The sequence below is a fragment of the Salmonella sp. JXY0409-18 genome (assembly GCF_020268625.1).
GTDB lineage: Bacteria > Pseudomonadota > Gammaproteobacteria > Enterobacterales > Enterobacteriaceae > Salmonella > Salmonella enterica.
The window spans coordinates 84,628-105,465 of record NZ_CP084217.1; the positions used below are offsets into that span (position 1 = coordinate 84,628).

General features: G+C 41.0%; 18 protein-coding genes. 1 reads left to right on the forward strand and 17 read right to left on the reverse strand.

All coding sequences use genetic code 11. From position 1 onward, the window contains the following. Window positions 1–4 precede the first annotated feature (4 nt). From LDB27_RS22820 to trhI, 13 genes are all read right to left on the reverse strand, one after another. The gene (locus LDB27_RS22820) at window positions 5–430 is read right to left on the reverse strand and encodes a hypothetical protein (RefSeq protein WP_225519957.1); all 426 of its coding nucleotides are present in this window, start codon (window positions 428–430) and stop codon (window positions 5–7) included. A 70-nt stretch (window positions 431–500) separates the two neighbouring features. Beyond that, window positions 501–1,379, reverse strand: a complete 879-nt coding sequence (locus LDB27_RS22825; RefSeq protein WP_000762004.1) for a hypothetical protein — start codon at window positions 1,377–1,379, stop codon at window positions 501–503. A gap of 78 nt (window positions 1,380–1,457) precedes the next feature. Beyond that, window positions 1,458–1,979, reverse strand: a complete 522-nt coding sequence (locus tag LDB27_RS22830) for a hypothetical protein (protein ID WP_001010933.1) — start codon at window positions 1,977–1,979, stop codon at window positions 1,458–1,460. Window positions 1,980–2,249: 270 nt separating this feature from the next. Continuing rightward, window positions 2,250–3,482 carry a toprim domain-containing protein gene (locus LDB27_RS22835; protein WP_000220381.1) on the reverse strand — a complete coding sequence of 411 codons (1,233 nt, stop codon included), beginning with the start codon at window positions 3,480–3,482 and terminating at the stop codon, window positions 2,250–2,252. Window positions 3,483–3,595: 113 nt separating this feature from the next. Then, entirely contained in the window at window positions 3,596–3,817 is a 222-nt protein-coding gene (locus LDB27_RS22840) for a hypothetical protein (RefSeq protein WP_000192120.1), read from the reverse strand. Between the two features lie 71 nt (window positions 3,818–3,888). Continuing rightward, window positions 3,889–5,901: a VWA domain-containing protein gene (locus tag LDB27_RS22845; RefSeq protein WP_000762699.1), complete on the reverse strand. Its 2,013-nt coding sequence runs from the start codon at window positions 5,899–5,901 to the stop codon at window positions 3,889–3,891. 77 nt (window positions 5,902–5,978) lie between these two features. After that, window positions 5,979–7,106, reverse strand: coding sequence for a DUF3150 domain-containing protein (locus tag LDB27_RS22850; RefSeq protein WP_000174395.1), 1,128 nt, complete (start codon window positions 7,104–7,106; stop codon window positions 5,979–5,981). Window positions 7,107–7,175: 69 nt separating this feature from the next. After that, window positions 7,176–7,343 (reverse strand): hypothetical protein, encoded by a 168-nt coding sequence (locus LDB27_RS22855; protein WP_001176646.1) that lies wholly within the window; start codon window positions 7,341–7,343, stop codon window positions 7,176–7,178. A 131-nt stretch (window positions 7,344–7,474) separates the two neighbouring features. Then, entirely contained in the window at window positions 7,475–8,533 is a 1,059-nt protein-coding gene (locus LDB27_RS22860) for an ATP-binding protein (RefSeq protein WP_000063335.1), read from the reverse strand. A 57-nt stretch (window positions 8,534–8,590) separates the two neighbouring features. Then, window positions 8,591–9,568, reverse strand: a complete 978-nt coding sequence (locus LDB27_RS22865) for a hypothetical protein (RefSeq protein ID WP_065311106.1) — start codon at window positions 9,566–9,568, stop codon at window positions 8,591–8,593. A 60-nt stretch (window positions 9,569–9,628) separates the two neighbouring features. Continuing rightward, window positions 9,629–10,006 carry a hypothetical protein gene (locus LDB27_RS22870; protein ID WP_000120822.1) on the reverse strand — a complete coding sequence of 126 codons (378 nt, stop codon included), beginning with the start codon at window positions 10,004–10,006 and terminating at the stop codon, window positions 9,629–9,631. A gap of 57 nt (window positions 10,007–10,063) precedes the next feature. Beyond that, window positions 10,064–10,936, reverse strand: coding sequence for a hypothetical protein (locus tag LDB27_RS22875; RefSeq protein ID WP_000041927.1), 873 nt, complete (start codon window positions 10,934–10,936; stop codon window positions 10,064–10,066). A 394-nt stretch (window positions 10,937–11,330) separates the two neighbouring features. Continuing rightward, complete coding sequence (trhI, locus tag LDB27_RS22880) at window positions 11,331–13,115, reverse strand: IncHI-type conjugal transfer helicase TrhI (RefSeq protein WP_000517886.1); 1,785 nt, start codon at window positions 13,113–13,115, stop codon at window positions 11,331–11,333. Window positions 13,116–13,294: 179 nt separating this feature from the next. On the opposite strand from trhI, the gene LDB27_RS22885 reads away from it, so the two are divergent. After that, the gene (locus tag LDB27_RS22885) at window positions 13,295–14,167 is read left to right on the forward strand and encodes a hypothetical protein (protein ID WP_000771832.1); all 873 of its coding nucleotides are present in this window, start codon (window positions 13,295–13,297) and stop codon (window positions 14,165–14,167) included. A gap of 28 nt (window positions 14,168–14,195) precedes the next feature. On the opposite strand, the gene trhN is transcribed toward LDB27_RS22885, so the two are convergent. The 4 genes from trhN to trhF form a co-directional block, all read right to left on the reverse strand. After that, a complete protein-coding gene (gene trhN / locus LDB27_RS22890) occupies window positions 14,196–17,384 on the reverse strand; it encodes an IncHI-type conjugal transfer protein TrhN (protein WP_080073148.1) in 3,189 nt (1,062 codons plus the stop codon). Window positions 17,385–17,402: 18 nt separating this feature from the next. Beyond that, on the reverse strand, window positions 17,403–18,458 hold the full coding sequence (trhU, locus tag LDB27_RS22895; RefSeq protein ID WP_181196458.1) for an IncHI-type conjugal transfer protein TrhU: 1,056 nt from the start codon (window positions 18,456–18,458) through the stop codon (window positions 17,403–17,405). A 144-nt stretch (window positions 18,459–18,602) separates the two neighbouring features. Then, window positions 18,603–20,114: a TrbC family F-type conjugative pilus assembly protein gene (locus LDB27_RS22900; RefSeq protein WP_001256133.1), complete on the reverse strand. Its 1,512-nt coding sequence runs from the start codon at window positions 20,112–20,114 to the stop codon at window positions 18,603–18,605. Continuing rightward, window positions 20,101–20,613 carry an IncHI-type conjugal transfer protein TrhF gene (gene trhF, locus LDB27_RS22905; RefSeq protein WP_001286759.1) on the reverse strand — a complete coding sequence of 171 codons (513 nt, stop codon included), beginning with the start codon at window positions 20,611–20,613 and terminating at the stop codon, window positions 20,101–20,103. The genes LDB27_RS22900 and trhF overlap by 14 nt, the downstream gene beginning before the upstream one ends. Between the last annotated feature and the right edge of the window lie 225 nt (window positions 20,614–20,838).

Genomic DNA, 20,838 nt, shown 5'->3' on the forward strand with positions numbered 1-20,838 from the left:
TTCTCTAAGGAATTATACAACTTACCGTAAATATCCTGAGAAAAAAGATACTGCAATCTTTCTTTATTATAAGTGCAATTCGAAATGGATAGACTTCTCCTCTTTCGATTTTGCACCCTTCCCTTAAAACTATAGGAAACCTCAAATGGTTAACAAAGAAAGAATGATTCTTTCTTTGCTTCAGAGCATCTAATTGAAATTTCGTAATTTCCTCCAGATTTGCATCTTCAAAACCTGGAAAGGGAATATCACAGAAACAAGAACTATATGCTTTTGCTGATTCATACATAAACTCCAGTGAAACATCAGCATCAAAAGACATACCAGAGAACATGCCCTGCCCATTGTCTAAAAATGTAATGTTTTTAACCTGTATTTTTTTATGTTGAACAACCAAAAAGGCATTAATGATTTTTTCGATAATTTTCATGTGATCCTCTCTCAATAAAAAAAGGGATCACTCCCATATGGGGTGTGATCCCCACATGGGTATAATTTAATTAAAAATCTGTAAGACCTAAATCTTTATTTCTACCACAAACTGTAGAAGATATAAGACGTTTTACTCGCTTTCGAGCACTTCGGCCTGACGTATCTTTCAAGTACATCGGTAATGACAATGATGAAATTTGATTACTTCGCTTATGATGGCAGACTATATAGCCCTGCCTCCACCCCGAACGCACAAACTCACGGATGCGGTTAATATATGCCGAAGCTTGAGATTTTGTACTTATCGATTCAGAACACTTTAAGTTCTGTTCGATAGAGTAAAGCTCAGCCGCCATGAATTTCACCTCATACAGCTCATCGCCATAACTTATAGTTTTCAACAGCTCTTCCTTTTCCCGAATGAAAAATACTTGCTGCATTCCAAGGATCAGGTCATAGGCCTCTCGAAAGAGGTCGATAAGCTTATTACGAACATAAATCATAAACTCCTCAAAGTGCTGAAGCCAGAAATAAGCCGCATTACTTATTTGTGAATTGTGAGAACAAACAAGCCCTTTAGCAAGCTCGACCTCTTCCTCCCGAAAAGTAAAGTTACTTTTCTTAAACCGACTTTGTTCAAAAATGCTTTGATGCATTTCTATCCATACAGAAACAAAACCGAGGGATTCAAATTCTTCGTTTAACAAATGTAAACTTTCGAAGATTTTCTGAATTTCGATCCCGATGTCATATGACAGTGGACATTCTTTTATAGAATAAACATAACCGGGTAGGAAGTGAGATAAATGCTCAGTTCGCAAATATAAACTGAATTTAAGTTCTGTCAGTGGTTGTTTCAAAGATAACTTAGATGATTCGCTTATATTTACTGGTTCAACGCCATTTCTAATCAAAATAGCTTTTACCAGGTCCGTAGCTAACTTCATACAGCCTCCATTCGTTATTGAGGCCTCCCTGATGCAGGTTGGCCATCAGGGAAAATATGTAAATCAATTAGCAATCAATCAGACCGTTGCCATGACATTGTCAATGTATCTGACAAGGGATGGGCGGTCGTCCTGTAAGGCAAAACGGCGAAGGTCATCAAGATTATACGCAGGAAGATAATCAGCGTAACCTCGAATACGAAGGTCCTCAACCACAACTTTTATATACTCAAATCGTCCAAGATTCCCTTTTAATGGGGGTTTTCCTGGACTAGACAGCATATCGTCTGCTTGCTCCCATGTGATTTCTTTAGCTTCACCACTATGTAGATCAAGATGGACATATATGAATGACTTATAATCTCCACGGCAACGAAGATAATATTTCGGATAGAAATATTTGTCACAACGCAACAAACACGTTCCTGAAGGACGAACTACGTACAACAGGTTTCTGTCATTTTCTAATATGCTATGTTTCAAAATCGTTATATCTATCTCATTATCATGCAGCAAATAGCATGACGATGGTTCATTGACGATGCGCGATTTTATAACAGCAGCAAATTTATTAAAAACTTCGTTAATTTGAAAATTCATTAAAATGCTCTCCGATGTAAAACGACGAGCATCACCATAACGGTAATACTCCCGTTATGGGTTTTAATAGTTTATGGAATAACCATGTCATACAACCGACCATAGCCAGTAGTACCGCACATTTATTTAACTGAGCAAGCATCTCAGCCGTGAAAAGACCTTAAAGGCAGGTAATTATCACGAAGGAAAGCGGTTATCTTATCAATACAATTTTAAAATATAATATTGATAAGATAACCCCCCCCGCAAAAAGCGGGGGAGTTATCGTTGTTACAGCTGATTAAGACATTCAGGAGCCCAGTGAATCGGGAATCCATCCTGCCCTGTTAACTGGAGAACATCGTTCCAGTCGATACCCTTTTTCCCATCAGGAATATCTTGTGCTGGTTCGAAGACTTCAATTGTCAGCTTTGATGCGGGATATCGTTTAGCCAAAAACTCAACCATGCGGCTTTGAAGTCGCTGAGCAGCTTCAATACCGGCACGAGTGCCTTGTGAGTTAGCAATATCCTTATCCGCCCAGATATAAAAGTTTATAGATTTTACATCCGGCGGAGGCAGTAAAAAATCAGGAACAGTAACGTTTTCAAGGCACCATGCGGAGCTGGCTGCCCAGCATGGTGTTGAAGTCGCTTCTACAACAGAAAGCGCGTTCTCGATCCCTTCAGCCACTCCCAGTGTCCAGGTCGAACTACCTGAATCATAGTGAGGGTCAAACAACTGAATTGAGCCACCTGTCATATCGGCAGGAGGCTTCATCATCAGCTTTGGATTTTCTACAGGTGCCTTATCACCATTTTTGTCTACGTATGTTCTATGAATAGTCAGAGGCCGACCTCGGGTGTCACGATAGATCGCAATCATTCCCGGATAGATAATCGATTTCTGCTTATCTTTATCCCAATAGTAGATCCGGTTATTAAAGCCTAAATCCTTTGGTAAGTGACTCAGTAAGCGGGAGATCCCACGATTACGGAGGTACAAAGCAACAGGAGTATTAGGCTTGATTTCACCGGTATAGTGATACATCACATCAAGTTTTCGCATTCGCTTTGCCACTTCCTCTCGGTCAAGAGTTTCTGTGGCACGAACTGCTGATTTATAGCGTCGTTCATTTTCAATGTCGGCGTCAGTTAACGGAGCATGCAGATCCATCCCGAAAAAATCTGAGAGAATCTTTTTGCAAGTCTGCGTTTTACTTAATTCATAATATTTCGCCAGAACATCAATTCCGTCGCAAAACTCATTTACCGGAAAGTCATTATGGATCGCACATCCGGTATAAAGGTCTTTTTGTCGGAAACGAAACTTCGATTTCCCTGCGCCAGTAAACGGGCAAGGAACCTGGCTCGGGGCTTTTGCACAAGCGTCTTTGAAAGCAGGTATTCTTTCGAATATATACTTCCAGCCAGACACTTCAGCAATTCGAGCATGAACGAGTTTAATAAAGTGTTCAGATACTTCCTGTGGATTACGACGAAGAGCCGGGGATGCATAAGTCATGATGATCTCTCTTATCTGGCATTGTGAGTTTCTCAATGCCTTCTGCGGTGCAGAAGACAGGGAGAAACCCACAACGCAGAATTTAAGAAAGAGGGCCCGGGGGCCCTCAACATTTATGCTTCAGTCGTGAAGCCATTATTCTCAAGACGCTGTATGTAGTTATCTACAAGTAACGCAGCCTGCTGGCTATTACCCTCCGCTATAGTGACTTCGCGGAAGATTCTTTCCTGAGGGCTATCATTGCTTATAACTTCACCAACACGTCCGAAAATACGGACTTTATGCATCGCACCGACTTTTTCATGTTCTACACGGTAAGTTTTTATCTGAGTCATATTTTGCTCCTTATTCCTTCATGGAGCAAAAAGACCCACCGGGGCCTTTTGCCCCGATTGGGTAGAGTTTATTAAGAAAGTATTTGATGAACTAGCTTACTGACTTCAATAGACAATAAAGAAGTATCATCAACTGTTACGAAAGTGTCCGTTTCAAAACCAATTATTTCATCAGTCTTAATACCAACACCAACGATTTCTATTCCATTACATTTAGCCTTTTCCATAACTTCGCCGATAGTAAATTCCGATTTATTCGGATAACCATCAGTTATAAGAAAAATTATTTTCCTATCGAATTGGCTGTCAAGTAACAGATCAACAGCTGCCATTAAAGCCGATCCCGTAGGGGTATAATAACCCTTACATCCAAGAGTGAATTTCGATAGAGATTCCTCAACGCTTTGATCAAACGTTTTGATAATCTCAAATTCACTTTCCTTGAAGGGAAAGACTATATTGGAGACATGCATTTTTGACAAACTTTCAGCGGCCATCGATAAAGCAAGATCTGACTTAATGGCATGAATATATCTTTCATCATTAGCCATTGACGCTGAAATATCACGAACTAATACGAGGCCAACATGCCCTCTATTTTTAGATTCGCTTTGAGCTCTGAAGACATCACGAACTCCCATTGGTGACAGAATTAATCGATTTCCATCGAAGGTAATTCCACGCTCATGAGTTTTGTTTCGGCCACGCATTTTAACCTGCTGTAAAACAGACAAGTCGCTACCGATTGAATGACTCAGAGACAAAGCCTCATTGTAAACATTCAAATCGATAAGGAGATCAGGGATATCCCATTCAGAAGCACCGAATTCGGCTTTCACGTCATCGGATACTTTTGATGCAATACCTTCAATCTCTTTAGCCAAAGCATCGTGATAATCTTCGCTATCCTCATCACTGCCAAGAAAGGCATCCAACAAATCTGCCAGTATCTCCCATTGAGCCGATGAAAAGTTACTTTCATCTTCAACGTTAGTCGAACTGGCTTCATCTGATTCACTCTCGGAAGGGTTAATCGCATCAGTATCGTCTTCAATAATGTTATCACCTGTGGGATTGCCACCGGTGGGTTCATTATTTCCCTCGTTATCTTCAGCAAGTTCTGAAGGCTCAGAACATCCCTCTTGAGCAAGATCAGAGTTATCGGAAGTATCTGCCTGACCTTCACTATCGTCCTCAGAATCATCCTCACGACTATCAGTCGACTCAAGCGATTTATCTTCTGATTCGGTATCGGTCTCGGTCTCGGTCTCGGATTCATCATATGCCTCCTGCTCCTCCTGCTCTGTCTGCTGCTGTTGTTCCCTTGCCTCATCCCGCAGTCTCTCTAAAAGAGCCAGGGTCTTACGAGCAAGGGATTCACAGCCCTGAGTATTTTCACAACCAAGAGCATCATGAAAAATTTCCTCAACATCAGAAATTACTGGAGAAAGTATCTTTTGGGCATAGTCAAAAAACGGATCGAGTGTTTCTTTGTGACCTGCCTGCTGAAGGACTTTTACTCGCAATGAGTTAAGCAGATACCACTCAATAAATAGGACAGGATTTTCCGGACGAGAAGATATATCAGGAGTCATCCTTCCGGCTTTAACCATCAGTGCGTAAGTGGCTGCAAGCCGCCGCTTTGCATCCGGATAATCGTTACCAACCTTCTCTTCCATCTGTACATCATCGAACAGATTTATAAGCCCGGTAAGACGTTTTGCCCTGCTATAAGCTTTACGTTTCTCAGCGAGGCTCTCAAACTCTGCATTCATTCCGTCATCGAAGCGTGTAAACCCTTCAGATGACTTGAGAACACTATTAAAGGCGTCACTGTAAACCTCGCTGTCGGTATAGCGACCATGACCAGCTTCATGACAGGTAAAACCTTCAATCAGACTGACAAAGTCATCATCGCTATAATCGCCGTTTGGTAAAACACAAACTTTATTTACAGGATCAAAATACGGTCCTTTGGTATTGTCGTCTATTACAACTCTTACATCGCCTAAGCCGCTAATGACTTTTGCTATATTCTGTAAACGCTTAATATGGCGCGGTGATGATTTAAGATCTAATTTCATAGAATACCTCTTTATAAAAAAGGGGTACTCACCCAGATGGTGAAGTACCCATCTGGGGTTTTTAATAAAGCAAACAGTTACCAGCCTTTGAGCTCGATATCAAAACCATTTTCAACATTGTCTTCCTGTTGCGAAACTGATTTCTCAGGTTCAGCTACAGGATCAGTGTTTGAAAACGTGCTGTTATTTATATCGTTCTCTACGACAGGTTCAACCTGGAACACATTTGTTGAATCTAAAATAGCTTCAATACCTGTGTTCTGTAGCGCGTTCGGTTCTGTTTGTGAGCTTTGATTAAATGATCTGGTAATAGATTCCAACCAGTCAGTAACCTTTTGCTCTCCTGAAATAATACGCTTTAACATTGAAGCATCACTCATGAAATAAAACCACTGCTGTAACACCGCAACGTCGCGAGGTTCAGAAATGGCACCTTTAGGTAAATTATTCATTATGTGTTTTATAGCTTCTGCAAGTACTGCCGCCTCTTTATGTATAAACATGAAGCTAATGATCTTATTTTGCATTTGCTTCAGTCGGTCAATAGTACTTGAGCGCAAATTGTTATTTTTGCTAATTTTTTCATAAACCTTCATTGCTTCTTCTGCCAGATCTGTTATCAATTGTTCCTGATAGTAGTCCTGGGTTTCATCACCTTCAACGCTAATAGGCGTAAAAGGAATAAAGTGAGCAATATTAAATCTAAAGGATTTTATGAAATCATCTTTAGTTAATTTCAACTGATCAATCAAAGAAGACATTCTTGGGCTTCTATTTTTTTCAGCCTCAATATGCATCTCATAATTGTCTACAACGTTTTGAATACCTGCCTGAAACTCTCGTTCAATCTCTTGGGCCCCTTCCAGAAACTCTTCCATACTGGATACTGGTAAAATCCACATATTGCTATAGCGGATGCACAAGCGTGAGCAAAGAGTTGATATTCTGCTGGTAATCGTACTTTTGAAGCTAAGGGCTTTTATGTCAATCCAGCGTACTTCGCTTTTAGATACGCTTTTTTGATCCGTAATATCATCTCCATCATAAGACAAATCGATTTTATCGGTTCGACGCGATCCTTGACAGCCACTTATTTCAATTTTTGTTATAACTGCACCTTCCAGTAAATCTGGATATGATTTTGCAAAATTCTCAGAGATTTGTTTTGCAGATACTTTGTTAAGCATTGAAGTATTTAAAGTCATGGGTTTCTCCAAAAAAAAGGGGAAACCCTCCCCAACGGGAAAGATTTCCCGATAGGGTTGATATTAAAGCTACTCTGGTGAAATTAAAAGAATACCGGGAAACTCAGCAACAACATCATCATTGCCCATTGCTCCCTGATACATATAACCTTTTAATTCCATTTGTTTAATCAGACCTTCCATATTTATTTTACCATCATGATAAAACAATAAAGAATAGTCGTTATTCAGTTGCATAAGTCCAGTAAAATTAGTTCCGTTTTTTGCTATAGCAATGGTAGCAGCACCATCCGTACTTAAAAACGCACTAAATTCAAGATGGGATAACTCTGAGATACAAATATCAGAGGTTTCATAACAAATCCCATCTAACTCGACTTTTTTGCTGTGAAATACTCCAGCGATTTATCCTTGTCTTCGCCAAGAGAAAGATCTATAGCTTGAAGAACAAGATCGACCACATGTAAAGGTAAAGCAGAAGCAAAAGCTATTTTGAAAGTGTCAAGAAGACTAAAGGTTTTTAACGTCATCGACGTGCCAACCCAAGCTACTAATTGACGAATATCCATCACACTGTCTTCTGTACCAGAGTCATTTACTGCAATCGCTACTCTTACGAACTTCTCAATGACCTGAAAAGGCAAAGAGCTATATCGTTTAGTAAGCACATTGGTTAAAGCAACTTTGTCGGGCTTCTCCATTTCAACTATCAAGAACCGCTTTATAAAAGCTGCATCTTGACGTTGAGAAGAAACGAACCGGCGAGCGCCTCCACTCATGTTTGTGTTTGCAGTACCAATAAATCGCGTGTAGCCATTAGCAGTTATAACCTCACCACCATTAGCACTGAGTGACCAGGGCTTACGTTCAATGGGCATGTGAAGTTTTGCTGCCGTATCAGGATCGATTTTGTCCACTTCATCCAGAAGAATGAGGTGACCATTACGAAATCCCGTTACCAAATCGCTGTGTACAAAACCTGTATTACCACCATTAAGACTGCGCTCACCTTCAAGCTCATCAACTCGAATATTGCTGTTGATCTGCTTAATTGTCAGCGGCCAATTCATCATGTGGCTAATGTACATTACCATTTCAGTCTTGCCAGAACCGGACTCACCTTTAAGACACACACTTAAATCTATATCCGGACTGATAAGCAGTTTAACCACTTGTTCAAGTATTCGGGGATTTGGTATGTAGTCTTTGTTCAGCGGAGCTCGATACGAGGTTTTAGTTTTGAAAACAGGCACAGCCATCTTTGGATCCATTTCTGGAATACCAAAAAGGTCCTTTGCTAGAACTAAAAGATACTCACCTTTATCCACATAATGTTTTAACTTTATAACATCCGGGGAAAGAAGAGCTTCTAATTTTTCATAAGCATCAGAAGATGTTTCATTTAACTTCATAGCGGCATTAGACATTTTTAACTCCGGTAAAATGCAAACACCGCCCTCTGGCAGATGTTTGCCAGTGGCATTTTATTTGAGATTCATTTGGCAAATAGTTGCCATCAGTTTCCTGATTTGAGGCACATTATAACCAAGATGATTTCCCACTATTTCAAAAGCTTCAGACATGATCCATTCAAAATGATTTTCGAATATTGGATTGATTTCTAACTTGCCAAAAGCGTTTCGTTTAGTTAACAGATCACATGAAACAAGCTCGTCAAACAACTCTAATGAGGATTTAAAAGCTTTTATGTAAACATCCATAATTTCCCTGTCAGTCCATTTAACAGCCAGTTTTTTTTCTGACATTAAATAATCCTGATCAAAGAAGATGTCCCAGCCCATATCGTCATTGCAATCATGCAAAATGATTTCATCATCATTCCTGCATTCAGCTAATTTCGTGTTTTCACTAATCGAACGATGCGAATGATAATAGAGCCATGATTTTAATTCCGCTCTAAATTCACATGCATCAAGTCCATGAGATAAACAAGTGTATTCAAATGATTTTGACATATACCACCGTGTTTCAGCTTCTAAAAGTGGATTCACTGTGATATTACCATTGTCATCTTTGAAGAATAACTTTCTCCTCAACACTAGTTCTTTAATGATTTCCAAAGACTCTTCCATAGCGGATAGAAAAACAACATACACATCCTCAGGGGTCCATTCTATTACCAGACCACCCAAATCTGGGTTATATTCTTCAACCGTATATAGATAATCTGTTTCTGTTGCAAAATTAATTGTATGCAAAATCTGATTTTTAAGTAATTTGGATTTTTCATAAAGGTGATTTTCACGCCTTTCAGAATCATAATTTATCTCAGAAATGTTACTTTCTTCTGATTTAAAGTTTAATCCGGACGTGTAAGCATCATTTAAATGCTCTTTGGGTGAATCAACTATTTGCGTTATTTCATCTTCATCTATATCGAGTATAGAAAAAAAACTAAGTTGATTACTACTTATTGCAGTAGCCCTAAATTTTTGTTTCATGGGGACTCCAAAAGGAGAAATCCCATGAAGGGATTTCTCCCCTTTAGGGTGGGTTTAATGTCAGATCTGATTAAAGCTACTTTGTCCAAAACCTTTTAGAGGTTTAGGTATGTGAGCCAACTTACTTGTTGCTACCACTCTCATGTAGTCAAGAGGATGTTCTCTCCCTTCAATCATAATAGTATCGACAACAATATAACCGGAGACCATCAACTCATCACCCTGATTTATACCAGTGAAACAGGTTGAATACATTTCAGGCGACACCTTGATTTGAACTGAAAATTCTCTCTCAGTGATTTCACCATCAACTTCTGTCTTCATCCTATTTTTGAGCTTTATTAACAAACCTATACTCTGGTCAGTCATTTTTTTCTCCACAGCACTGATAACTATCCCGGACACTTTTACTTCATTGATATATTCAAGATATGACATTTTCCGCTCCTCGATTTGTTCAAAGAGAAGCCCCGTTAGGGTTCCCCCTTAACAGGATTAAATAAATTTATTAGTTACATACATGAACGTGCAGACTACCAAACAGGCAATTCCGGCAATATGTAACCAATTTCTTGTTGGTTTAGTTGGTGCAATCGCTAAAGAGTTCTCCAACTTCTCTGTTACAAGACGTCGATTCTCTGCTTTAGCCGCATCATCTAAATATTGAGTTTCACGCTTAGCGAGAGTCTCAATTTTCGATTTTATTGCATGGTCCCATCCTTTAGTTTCAAAAACGCTTAACTCACTAAAGGTGTGCGTCATGAGATCTTCTGGGAAACCCAGTTTTTTCATTAACGGACGAATGGTATCATACATTTTTTCTACATTTTCGTAGTGGGCCTTTACTGCGACATCAAAACGCTTACGTAAAGTTAATTTTTCACGTTTGCAAATGATGTCCGAAACCCAATTTATTAACTGCTCATTTTTGAGTTCACTGGCTTTTTCAAGTGAGTAATCCAGATTATCCACGTCAAGAAATGAATTTAATCCGTATTTTTCAAACTCCTCAACAAGATATTTATCCAGTTCAGTTAAGCTTTTAAAAAGTGGTACATCTGGGGAAGCTTTAAGAAGCTTATAAGCTCCTTCGAAATCAATTTTCTTGACCACGAGCTCCACAACATCCACATGATAATAGCTTGAATAAGCAGAAAGCTTTTCGGCCAACAAAGACACAGGCTTAAGAGACTTAAGTTCAATGATATTTGGGCCGTCCTCATTCAAAATAACAATCAGTTCATTATCACGTTCTGTATATTTCATCAGAACTTCTAAGAGCTGTTTGTTTAGCGCCTTATCCATCTCTGGAATAATTTCACTAAAGGTTTGATGAAGGGCTTTACTGCGAGCTTTATTTTTAGACATTTGGGGTCACCTATATATAGTAAGAAGGAAGAAACAATTTTTTGTTTCAACACGAAGGCAAAGCCTGTCATTCATCTCCCGTAAGCTATGAACCGCCTGATTTATACTATCTGGCATTAGAAGTACGCAACAAAAATAGCTCCAGGAGGAGCTAAATTAGTTACGGTTTGGTAAATTCAGATTGCCTTTTTCAGGCATGGGAAGTGCACCAGCGACAAAGGTGACATTTTGCCGGTGGTGTCTTACAGCTTGTTTAAGCTGGCCGCTTTTCACGGCTAAATCAACGCTTAACGCGAAAGTAACTTTAAGCAAAGTTACTCAAATTTGGGAGCTGATATTTAAGCTCATTGTTTTTATACTATAGCTTTAAGCATAAGTAAATGCCCATATCGAATTATTCTGTATAAACTGGAGAAATTCGAATATTAGCTGCTTCTTTTATCTTTTCTTCACTGCATTCTCTTAAAAAGAAAGAAGGGTCACCATACCACATTACAAAAAGTTGCTTTTCTGCACGCGTAAATCCAACATAAAGCAAACGTCTTTCTTCTTCTATTGCCTCCTCCCCAACTGATCTTTTACTTGGTATCTGATCCGCATTACAACTCATTATTATTACTTTATTCCACTCAAGACCCTTTGAACCATGCAAGGTTGATAGGACTACTTTCTCTGGGCTGTATTCCTCGTCCTTCTTCCTAGGGCCTAATGACATTGCAGCAGCACGATTGATCATATTCATCCAACCAGTCTTTTCTGCCCACTGTTTACAAGTGTCTAAAGCAATTTTTGTTAAGGTTGCTGTACCTTTATTACTCCTCATCTTGATTGACGACGATTCCATCCATTTCGTAAGGTTGGCGAAACGTTTTGCTATCTCAACTTTATCAGTACTTTCCTGGGTAAAGCGCACGAAGTTTGAATGTAATGTTTTTGTTTCGAGAGAACTGTCCTCCGGGATGGCAAGGTCGCCAAAAGTAACTTTTCTTCCTCTCATACTCAATGCCACTTCATCCAAAACTGATTCCTGTTCTCCAAACAATGCCAATACTCTCTTCATTAAGCGAGGATCATTTGATTGTCGGAAAAAGGCCATAAGGCTTAACACATCGCTTGTTTCTTTTTCATCCCAGAATGATTTACCTCCGTAACGAATTACTGGCTGTTCGATCAAACTTTCTAGCTCATCCAAGTGAGCATTATTGCGGCTTAGAATTGCCCATCCATGTGGATCCTGATTTATAAGGCTTAAAATACCCTGTATCTGTTCCTCCATATCTACATATGAACGAAAAGTGACCTTTCCTCCTCCCTTTTTTGCCGAGCGTAACTCTTTGGCATAACGGTAAACATTCTTTCCTATCAGTGCTCCGGCCACCTCTAAAATTTCAGGTTCACACCTAAAGCATGTGTTTAAGTAAAATATGTTAGGTCTGAAGTGTTTTTCAAACTGTTGAAATATTTTGACTCCTCCTGAGGATCTGAAGGAGTAGATGGCCTGATCATCGTCTCCAACTATACTCGTATAGACTCCAGCTCTTGTATGCAATGCTATCCATGAGAATTGTATAGAGTCAGTATCCTGAACTTCGTCTACTATCAAATGTGTCAAATCTAACGTGCGCATTTTTCCCGAATGCATTTGACCGACAACAAATTTTGAAAGAGCATTGAGGTCCGCCACATGGTCTTTCTGGCATAACGCCTGATAGGTATTAAATAAATGGATCTGTTGTCTGTTATGCCGAACTGAAATCACATCCGTATCCATTTCTCTGCCGATAGCATCAATAACGAATTCAGCTTCAGCAAACTTCATCGTTACACCGGATTCTTTCAAAGCCCGGTGAATGACAGATCTCTGTGCTGGCCCTATCAACATCTTTCCCGGCCAGCGAATCATGTCCAGTTGCTTCTTAACGAGTCCGTGAAAAGTATCCACCAGCACCCGGTCAAGATCCTTCTTGCTCAATCGCTTTTGTAACTTTGCTGCAAGTGCGTTTGTTGCAGCGCGAGTAAAGGTCACCATCCCGATTCTTGCATATGGATACTTTTTGAGAATCGATATAACCGCTTCTATCATGGTGAATGATTTGCCTGATCCAGGCGCTGCTATCACCATATTGTTTGCGCTAGCATTCTCGATAACAGGTCTTTGCTCTTCTGTTGGCTTACCCATTTCAACCTCATTACTTCGTTTTAATAATTATACATTTTTATAAAAGCGCTTTTCTTGTGTACTGCTGGTTCTACTGGAAATCACTTTTTTTCCTTTTTTATGCAATCAGGTTGTTTGTGAAACGCGTGACTATGGAATAATGGTTCCATCTCCAAAAGACATTACAAAAAGGGCTTTAAATGAAACTTTTACGTTTAGTATCTCTGGTCTCTTCTGTCGTCATTGGTTTTTCCCTATCGGGTTGTGCCGGTGACACCGGCACTACGCCAGGCACCGCTCTGAATGCGTACAGTCACGGCCAGTACTGGCATGCTAAAGCAAATGATTCTGTCGCCAAGAATGCCTATTCGTTTGCTGGTTTCGACGTTAATTTTAAGGAGCAAGAGGTTACTCCTGGAGGGGATGCCGACAACTTTCTTTCTAAGTATCTCATCAATAGTTCGATGGGCTACGTAACAGGCGGTCTAAAAGGTTTTGGGATCATGAGCCTCGGCTCTTTGTACAGTTCTTCTGACGCCGAATACATCCAGGTCAATCAATACCTAGTGTTCGTCCCCAATCCAAAAAAATTGCCTTACAATGATGAAAGTTTGGTACGTGAAGGAGCTAAGTATGTTTTTGAGCATACAAAAGCAACTCAGGCCTCATTTGGATACAACCCTGAAAAACAGAAAGCAGCTCTGGCCACATGTAAAATTGATATGGCAGTCGTCAATAAATGGAGTACCTGTGATCTGCCCTCTAAGCCTGATGCTGATGTTTTCCCTACAGATTCAATGTACAGCTTTCAGGCGATTCGCCCCGCAACAGGAACCGAAATTCCTCAGCTAAACCTTCCCGCTGGTGATTACGCTGTAATTCGTTATGTGTTCATCCCATTTAAAGGAAACGAAACAAGCGCTGATTTTTCGGGTATCATTTTCCGTTCTGATAGCCCAAATACAACAACTCCAGGGGGTGTTGCAGCCTCCATCAACGGAAAAGATTATTACCTCTTTACCGGTGAATACGGTAAAAAAGGCTTCCCAGAAAAAACATTGAAAGCCAAGTAATTAAAAAAGGGGCCTAACGGCCCCTTCTTCAATATTTCGGCAACTGCTTGCCCGTAACCGGATCCAGCGTAGTTGAACCTACCTCACATATGGCCGGTCGAGGTAAATAGCTACAATCTACATTTTCCTCTTTTATAGCCTGAGCATTTTCTTGTCTGGCCTTTATCATATTTTCTTCACCGCCCATTGCTTCCTTGGTACGTTCTGATGGAAGTTGATAGTTCTCATTCTGGAATGGTAAGTTTTCCACAATTGATTCTTCGGAGAATTTTGAATATTGATCAGGAACTTCTCCTACCTGAACTGCATCATTAATCCACTCCGTCAGATCAATTTTATCGAAATCCAGTTGCTGTATTTGCTTTATTGATAGCCCCACGCAATTAGAGGCGACAGGGTCTATTCCTAATTGCGGATAAGCTTGTTGCATAATAACGCGTGACAACATGGAATTATAACAGCACATGTCTGTTGCTTTTTTAACGCATTTCTTTGTGAAACCAACATTCAGATATTTGACGCATCGTTCCGTATCTAATGTAAAACAGGATTTTTGATTCTTATGAATAGAAGCTTCCATCTCTTTCTGGTCGCATGCTACCAACATTTCTAAAAGCATTTTAGTGACCTGATAGGCTGTATAAATCCAACCGATCACGTTTAATGCAAGCATAAAGTTTTGAACCGCAGCCGAGAAGACAACCTCTCCTCCGGTAGTAGCAACGTTCTTAAAGACAAAGTCTCGAACTGTATCTGGTAGCAATTCGTAGGCTTTCTTCATTGCCATCTGCTTAAGCTGACCTATACCGAAGCTGGACATTGTTTCCTGTGCCAACTGGCCAGCACCTCCTGCCCCTCCAGAAGTTGCGGAAGACCCAACTGCCCTGCTTAGATTACCAGCGACGTTTTCATATACGCTCGTTAAGGAGCTCGTGACATTGTTCCACATTTGCCCTACTGTTTTACCAGCTGATGCAGTCCACTCACCGACCGCATTGGACATAGAAGCCCATGTACCTGTATCACCGCCGGTCCATTTTATTAGCTGAGCATTAACTCTGGTCCAGTTAGTGTTTCTGATCATAGATCCGGCAAGCATGATACCTTCAAGTGCTCCTGCGGTTCCCTGCGGTGCTTCGCAGCAGTCCGTCTTTGCCAGGCCATTTACAAAGCCTACTGAACGACCACACCATTCAGGTTTTCCTTCAAAGACAGAACAGGAATTGGCATCGTTAGGGTCTTCGCATTTGGCTTCGCCCTGCATGTACTGAACCATGTTTGAATAAGCCGCAACTTTTCCAAAATCGTTGTTCTCTTCCTTTGGCCCAGTTTCGCATGTTCCTCCAGAACATGGGATCATGCCAACACAGGCATTTGTAGAAGATTCAACCTCACGAACTACATCCTTACCTCTGTCACAGGTGTATTTCTGTTCATACATGTAGCAGCTGTTAGTGCCCTCATCGAACCAACCCTCTGCACATGTTTGTTTATCGAGTACACATGCTGCATCATTTTTATAAGAACTACATGCATCAGGCATACTCTTAATTTCTTCGTAGTTGTAACAGAGGTCCTTTCCATTAGCGTCTTTCATAATTTTCCCACTAGCGTCATAAGAGCAAATCTTGTCTTTAGCCAATGGATCACAAAAATAGCCTTCAAGGTTAGTCTTCCAGGTAAGAAAGCCTTTATCGCCTTCATACAGCGGCTTTGCCATAGAAAGCACGCTTTCCGGAAGCCGCTTCGTGCCAACATCCATATCTTTAAACCGATCGAAACGGCAGAATGTATTTGGTGTTTGTACAGCATCGTAACAACCAGCTGGTTCCTGGACGTGCTTATCTTCGAGCTTCATATTTTCAAACGTCAGCTCAACCTCAAAGTACCCTTCACCTCCCCCACCAACCCAGACTCTGGATGCCATTGTCACTTCACGATCAGGTTCTTCATAAACTGATTTTCTGACCTTTTCAGTTACATCGTATACTTTGTCGAGTTTCCACGATTTTTTTAACTCCCAAGATCCCTTTGGAGCCGGATAGTCACTTTCTCGATATGCACCATCTATGTGAGCAAAAATCTGCGTGCCATCAAGTGTTACCCGCATGTGGTCATCCCACTCCGCGTTAACAATCTTTGCTGAGGCCAATTTTGCATCCGGATGGAATTTTAATGTCAGTTCGTTATTAAATACCCCGTCACTCCAGTAGTTGTCATCACGGCGACCAAACCATATACGCACACAATTATCGCCGCACATCGACATGTCTCCGTTTCCGCCTGAAATGTATACAGGAACAGAGAAGTCACGAGTTATCGTGCAGCTGCTGAAGTTATCTTGCTTAGGCGAGTTACAGTAGAACTCTTTGTAATCAGGATAGTGTGTGGTTACTGTTTTTTTGGAGGTCTCAACATTACAGTTCTGAAGCCAGTTTCCAGTACCAGCAACAGCATTGGTTATCTCATTTCTCCCCGCAGTAAACATGGGATCGTTAGGCTTTACAGACGATGCCGGGTTGTCCTTGTTAGCATTTACGAGGGTGCGGTAGGCAACGCCATCATAACTTTGAGCATCAAATAACTGGCTTTTCCGATTCTTTATATCGTTAACAAAGCCATCCTCATCCCCATAACGATCTGCGGCGTTGAACTTTATATCGCTGTGCTTTTGCTCTGAGCTGAAAATCTCTCCCGTATTTGTTTTGGTTCCAGGAGTAGTATTGGGATTACTGCTTATACCAATGTTGCCATTAGCATCACGAGAGAGCAGCTTTGCCCCTTCCTTGGTGTAGTTTGAATTGATTGTCCCTCCAGACATACTCGGCAGTTGTACGGCGCTACCAATAGACTTTCCATCGGATGCGGCATTTTTCATGACACTTTCATTAGAGTTCCCTGCCCCATACTTCCCGAGATTAAGATTAGCGGATTCGGCTTTACCCACGTATTTCTCGGTGATCTTCCCACTGACATTCTCGCCTGAATCCGCGTTCTTGTATTTCTCCACAATGTCCTGAGCACTGGTGGTTGCATTGCGATTTGCGTTAGGATTTGCAAGGTTAAAATTATTTTCGAGCTGGTCAAATATAGCGTCAGCAGCGTAAACACGTGGTGTCATTACCATGTTTATGAGTGTGACATAAAAAGCCCAACTCATAGTATTGGCAACCATTGATGCAATAATCGCTGAGGTGATTGTTTTTCTAAGTTTCACTTATTTTCTCCTTAGAAATCAAACGCCCGGAACGTAGCGAACACAACAGTCATTGTAACGCCACAACATATAGACATAATTATCGTTGCCTATTTTTTTGCGCCCACCTTTAAGGGTTGACCAGTCGTGTACCGAATCACCAAGACGATGACAGCAATCCGGTCCCTTCGCCTCAGGAGTAGGGAAAAGCATTGAAAGCCGATACTGGGAACGTGGTGTAAAGTATTCCCACGTTTTCTCACACATTGCGTCTGCTCCCATCGTTCGCATCAGCATGCCTTGGCGATGTAGTTTTGTCAGAAGACGCTGGGTAATCAGTGAACTCGTCCTTACAGCGTCATCATTTGCGTAAATGTGGCCGGTTAATGGGTAAAGGTTGCCATCGCATCCGGCACAAAAGTATGCAGCGAGATTATCCTTTCCTGCTGTTACTGCTACACAGTCAGCAGCGCACACCATTGAGGCAATTGGGTTTGCAAAAACTACTGCCTCGGGATTCAGGACGAGTGTAAGCAGATCACTTTCCCACATAGGGTCCACTTCGCTTATATAGGTCAGGCTGGCATCTATATAGGGTTCAGCAGTGCACTCGCCAATAATCAGTAATTTGAGCATTGTCATGATTGGGAACTCCCAAAGATGAACATCGTAAAATCCGGCTTCAGTTGCTGTCATTGGCTGATTAGTGTTGCTTTTACCAATATCAAACTGCGATTTTTGAAGCATCGTGCCTTCAAGAAAGGGGCTGCACCAGGGGCTCTTTACAACTTCTACAATCTTCACCGGCTGAAAGAAGCTCAATTGCCAACCTATTTCCGGTACGCCGTTCTGATCTGTGCAGTAGCAACCCGGACGTGAAGGTGCAGCGCCTTCTGGAGCAGCCCCTATGCCCATTATCCTCATGGGAAAAATGCAGCTCCAACAGATATTCTTAATCAAGCCCTGCCACACTCCAGCTGACTGACACATAGCCCCAGGGACTCCAGCATCTGCTGCCATAGCCATACCAGGTATAGAAAGCGAAAGCATAACTGCTACAATGAACTCTAAAAGTAACTTTTTGAATTTTTTCACCATCATGCTCACTTGGATGTAATAAATGTTGCAACACTTTCGATATAGTCGACGGCTTTGGTAAAATAACTTCTCATCTGGTCCGGATAATTTAGCGTCAGCCATGTTGCAAAGAGAGCGCCTATAATAAATCCGAGTTTCATATTATTTTTCCTCTGAAAGATTTGGGGCTCCGATTCCACGGACTTCTGCCTCGCTAAACAGGGTGATCCGGAATTTATCTTGGTCAGTAGTTATAAGCGCAGGTGTATTTTTAATCTGAAAGCGTGAGATAATCTGTTCGTTTACTTTAAACACCTTACCGTTAAATTTTTCACGTAAATCATTTAGGTGATCCCATCCATTATCTTTTTGGATACGGGTAAACATTGGCATTACTTTTCCACTACCCAGACGTTGTCGATACTGCTGCTCAGCCCATACCAGCTGGCCCGGATTGAGTGGATCGAAAATTATCATCGTCAGGTTTTGAGGAAATCTCGAAAGTGGATTAATCAACTCACCGGCGGAAGCTATTACACGGCCCTGCTTATCTTTTACGTCCTGAGTGACCCTCACTGTAGGGTCAATTAAAAATTCTTTGTGTTCCTGGGCAGGAGGGAGATCGACCATCCATTGATTTTTCCAGGTGTCCGCAACGGCCCTTTTTTTTGCACCTTCCCAGTCATATTTTTGTGCGCGTTCTTCCAGTTCTTTAATGATGCTCTTTTCTTCAACGGGATAAATCGTACCAGCAACAGGAAAAATGTCCTGATCGGGTTTTTTAGCAAGTTCTCGCTGAAAAAACTCAACGTTGAAGGACCCTACCATTTTTGCAAAACGAGCTTGCTCCCGAGAAATAATTGTCGGTACTTGAGTTACTTGATACTGACTGAAGCTATCAGGATCAATTGTAATCAAAGGAGATTCAAATTTTCCTTTGACAATCATTTGGTTTATTGCTGCCTGTGTCTCTGGTAGCCGAGTAGTTCCTTTCTTTAGACCATTGAAAACTACACGAGCTTTATGCTCTGAGGCCGTACGTAAAAGGTCTTCCAGTACATAATCCGGTAAGCTAAATGAAGCAAAGATCGTTATACCATTTTCAGTTGATAGTGCTTCTTCACGTGTGCTATCCATTTTTCTTTCGAAGTCAGCAGCTGTGATGCCCGAGGAACCAAACAATTTTTCGATATTTTTAGATTGTCCTCGCATGACTTCCGGCTTATTTTCCACAGCTTTCAGAGCCGCTTCATTAAGGCTGGCGTTTTCCTGAATTTCATCACGTCTTCTAATTATATCGTTGACAGCATCAGAGTTATTACTTTGGGCCCTTATAGCCTGGGTATGGTCTATAACTGCTTGAACACTATCCGCATTCATACCGGGCACGTAACCACGGTTTGTTTGCCTGCTCAGGTCCTGGTTTTTTTTGAGTGCTTCAGCTTGCGCAATGTACTTCTGCACATCTGGTGAATTTAGCGTAGCATCAAGGCTAAGAGCCCCATCTGGCTGCTGTGCACCTTTAGCCTGAGCGCCAAGCCCTTTTGCTTGCTGAGCGATTAGGTCAGCATCATGTTGATACTCAGTGCTTGCATTTGTATTACTTAAAACTGCACATAACGCAAGTCCAGGAAGTATTGGTAAATATTTTTTATTTACATTAAAAGATCGCATATGTTTTCCCAATTACTGAATTCAGCTTTACTGTTCCCCAAAAACGGGAATCCCATGAGTGATCGGTTTGCCCAATTAGGAAAACTTCGCCTTCAGGAATTATCAATTCTTTTTCAATCAAAATGGACGGAATACTGTATTTCTTTGAAATACGACGTGCATTAGCTTCAAAAAATTTGTCCCCGTTATAAACCCCATCCATTGTTACTTTGAGTTTGTCACCGCCCACACCGGCAACAATTTTTATGACTCGTTCATTTTCTGGGATAAAACGAACCGATTTCGGCATGTTGAAAGCTATGAGTTCACCAGTTTTAATAGTTTTATCCGAATGATCAATCATATAAAAATCAGCAGGCAGGCACCCATTCAATAAACCGTATCCAAATGTATAACGGGTGAAAAAGACACACATAACGAGAATCAGCAATAAAATATTAATGGGGACATACCAATCCAGTATAAGCAGCCCTCTCTTTTTAGGTATGTAGTCGCTCATATTTTTCTCACTGGCACTGAAGAATATTTTTACTAAGTAGATACACCTCTATCCAAGTAACTATTATCCATGTTTTTCAACGCTCGGAAGTCTGCAAACTAACCTAATATTCACCTATAAGGATGTTAATTTCTCAGCATGTAGACGCAGCCTTGTTAGCGGCCATGAAAGATACCTTTGTAGCAAAGTTACTTTCCGGTATTAATTTTTCAAAGGTCCAATTGT

Bases quoted from the DNA above. Each gene is read 5' to 3' on its own strand.
- LDB27_RS22885 (WP_000771832.1), top strand. From the start codon at position 13,295: ATGAAACTTTTACGTTTAGTATCTCTGGTCTCTTCTGTCGTCATTGGT.
- LDB27_RS22900 (WP_001256133.1), bottom strand. From the start codon at position 20,114: ATGCGATCTTTTAATGTAAATAAAAAATATTTACCAATACTTCCTGGA.
- LDB27_RS22850 (WP_000174395.1), bottom strand. From the start codon at position 7,106: ATGACTTTAAATACTTCAATGCTTAACAAAGTATCTGCAAAACAAATC.
- trhI (WP_000517886.1), bottom strand. From the start codon at position 13,115: ATGGGTAAGCCAACAGAAGAGCAAAGACCTGTTATCGAGAATGCTAGC.
- LDB27_RS22845 (WP_000762699.1), bottom strand. From the start codon at position 5,901: ATGAAATTAGATCTTAAATCATCACCGCGCCATATTAAGCGTTTACAG.
- LDB27_RS22870 (WP_000120822.1), bottom strand. From the start codon at position 10,006: ATGTCATATCTTGAATATATCAATGAAGTAAAAGTGTCCGGGATAGTT.
- LDB27_RS22830 (WP_001010933.1), bottom strand. From the start codon at position 1,979: ATGAATTTTCAAATTAACGAAGTTTTTAATAAATTTGCTGCTGTTATA.
- LDB27_RS22855 (WP_001176646.1), bottom strand. From the start codon at position 7,343: ATGCAACTGAATAACGACTATTCTTTATTGTTTTATCATGATGGTAAA.
- LDB27_RS22840 (WP_000192120.1), bottom strand. From the start codon at position 3,817: ATGACTCAGATAAAAACTTACCGTGTAGAACATGAAAAAGTCGGTGCG.
- LDB27_RS22865 (WP_065311106.1), bottom strand. From the start codon at position 9,568: ATGAAACAAAAATTTAGGGCTACTGCAATAAGTAGTAATCAACTTAGT.
- LDB27_RS22875 (WP_000041927.1), bottom strand. From the start codon at position 10,936: ATGTCTAAAAATAAAGCTCGCAGTAAAGCCCTTCATCAAACCTTTAGT.
- LDB27_RS22825 (WP_000762004.1), bottom strand. From the start codon at position 1,379: ATGAAGTTAGCTACGGACCTGGTAAAAGCTATTTTGATTAGAAATGGC.
- LDB27_RS22820 (WP_225519957.1), bottom strand. From the start codon at position 430: ATGAAAATTATCGAAAAAATCATTAATGCCTTTTTGGTTGTTCAACAT.
- LDB27_RS22835 (WP_000220381.1), bottom strand. From the start codon at position 3,482: ATGACTTATGCATCCCCGGCTCTTCGTCGTAATCCACAGGAAGTATCT.
- LDB27_RS22860 (WP_000063335.1), bottom strand. From the start codon at position 8,533: ATGTCTAATGCCGCTATGAAGTTAAATGAAACATCTTCTGATGCTTAT.
- trhF (WP_001286759.1), bottom strand. From the start codon at position 20,613: ATGAGCGACTACATACCTAAAAAGAGAGGGCTGCTTATACTGGATTGG.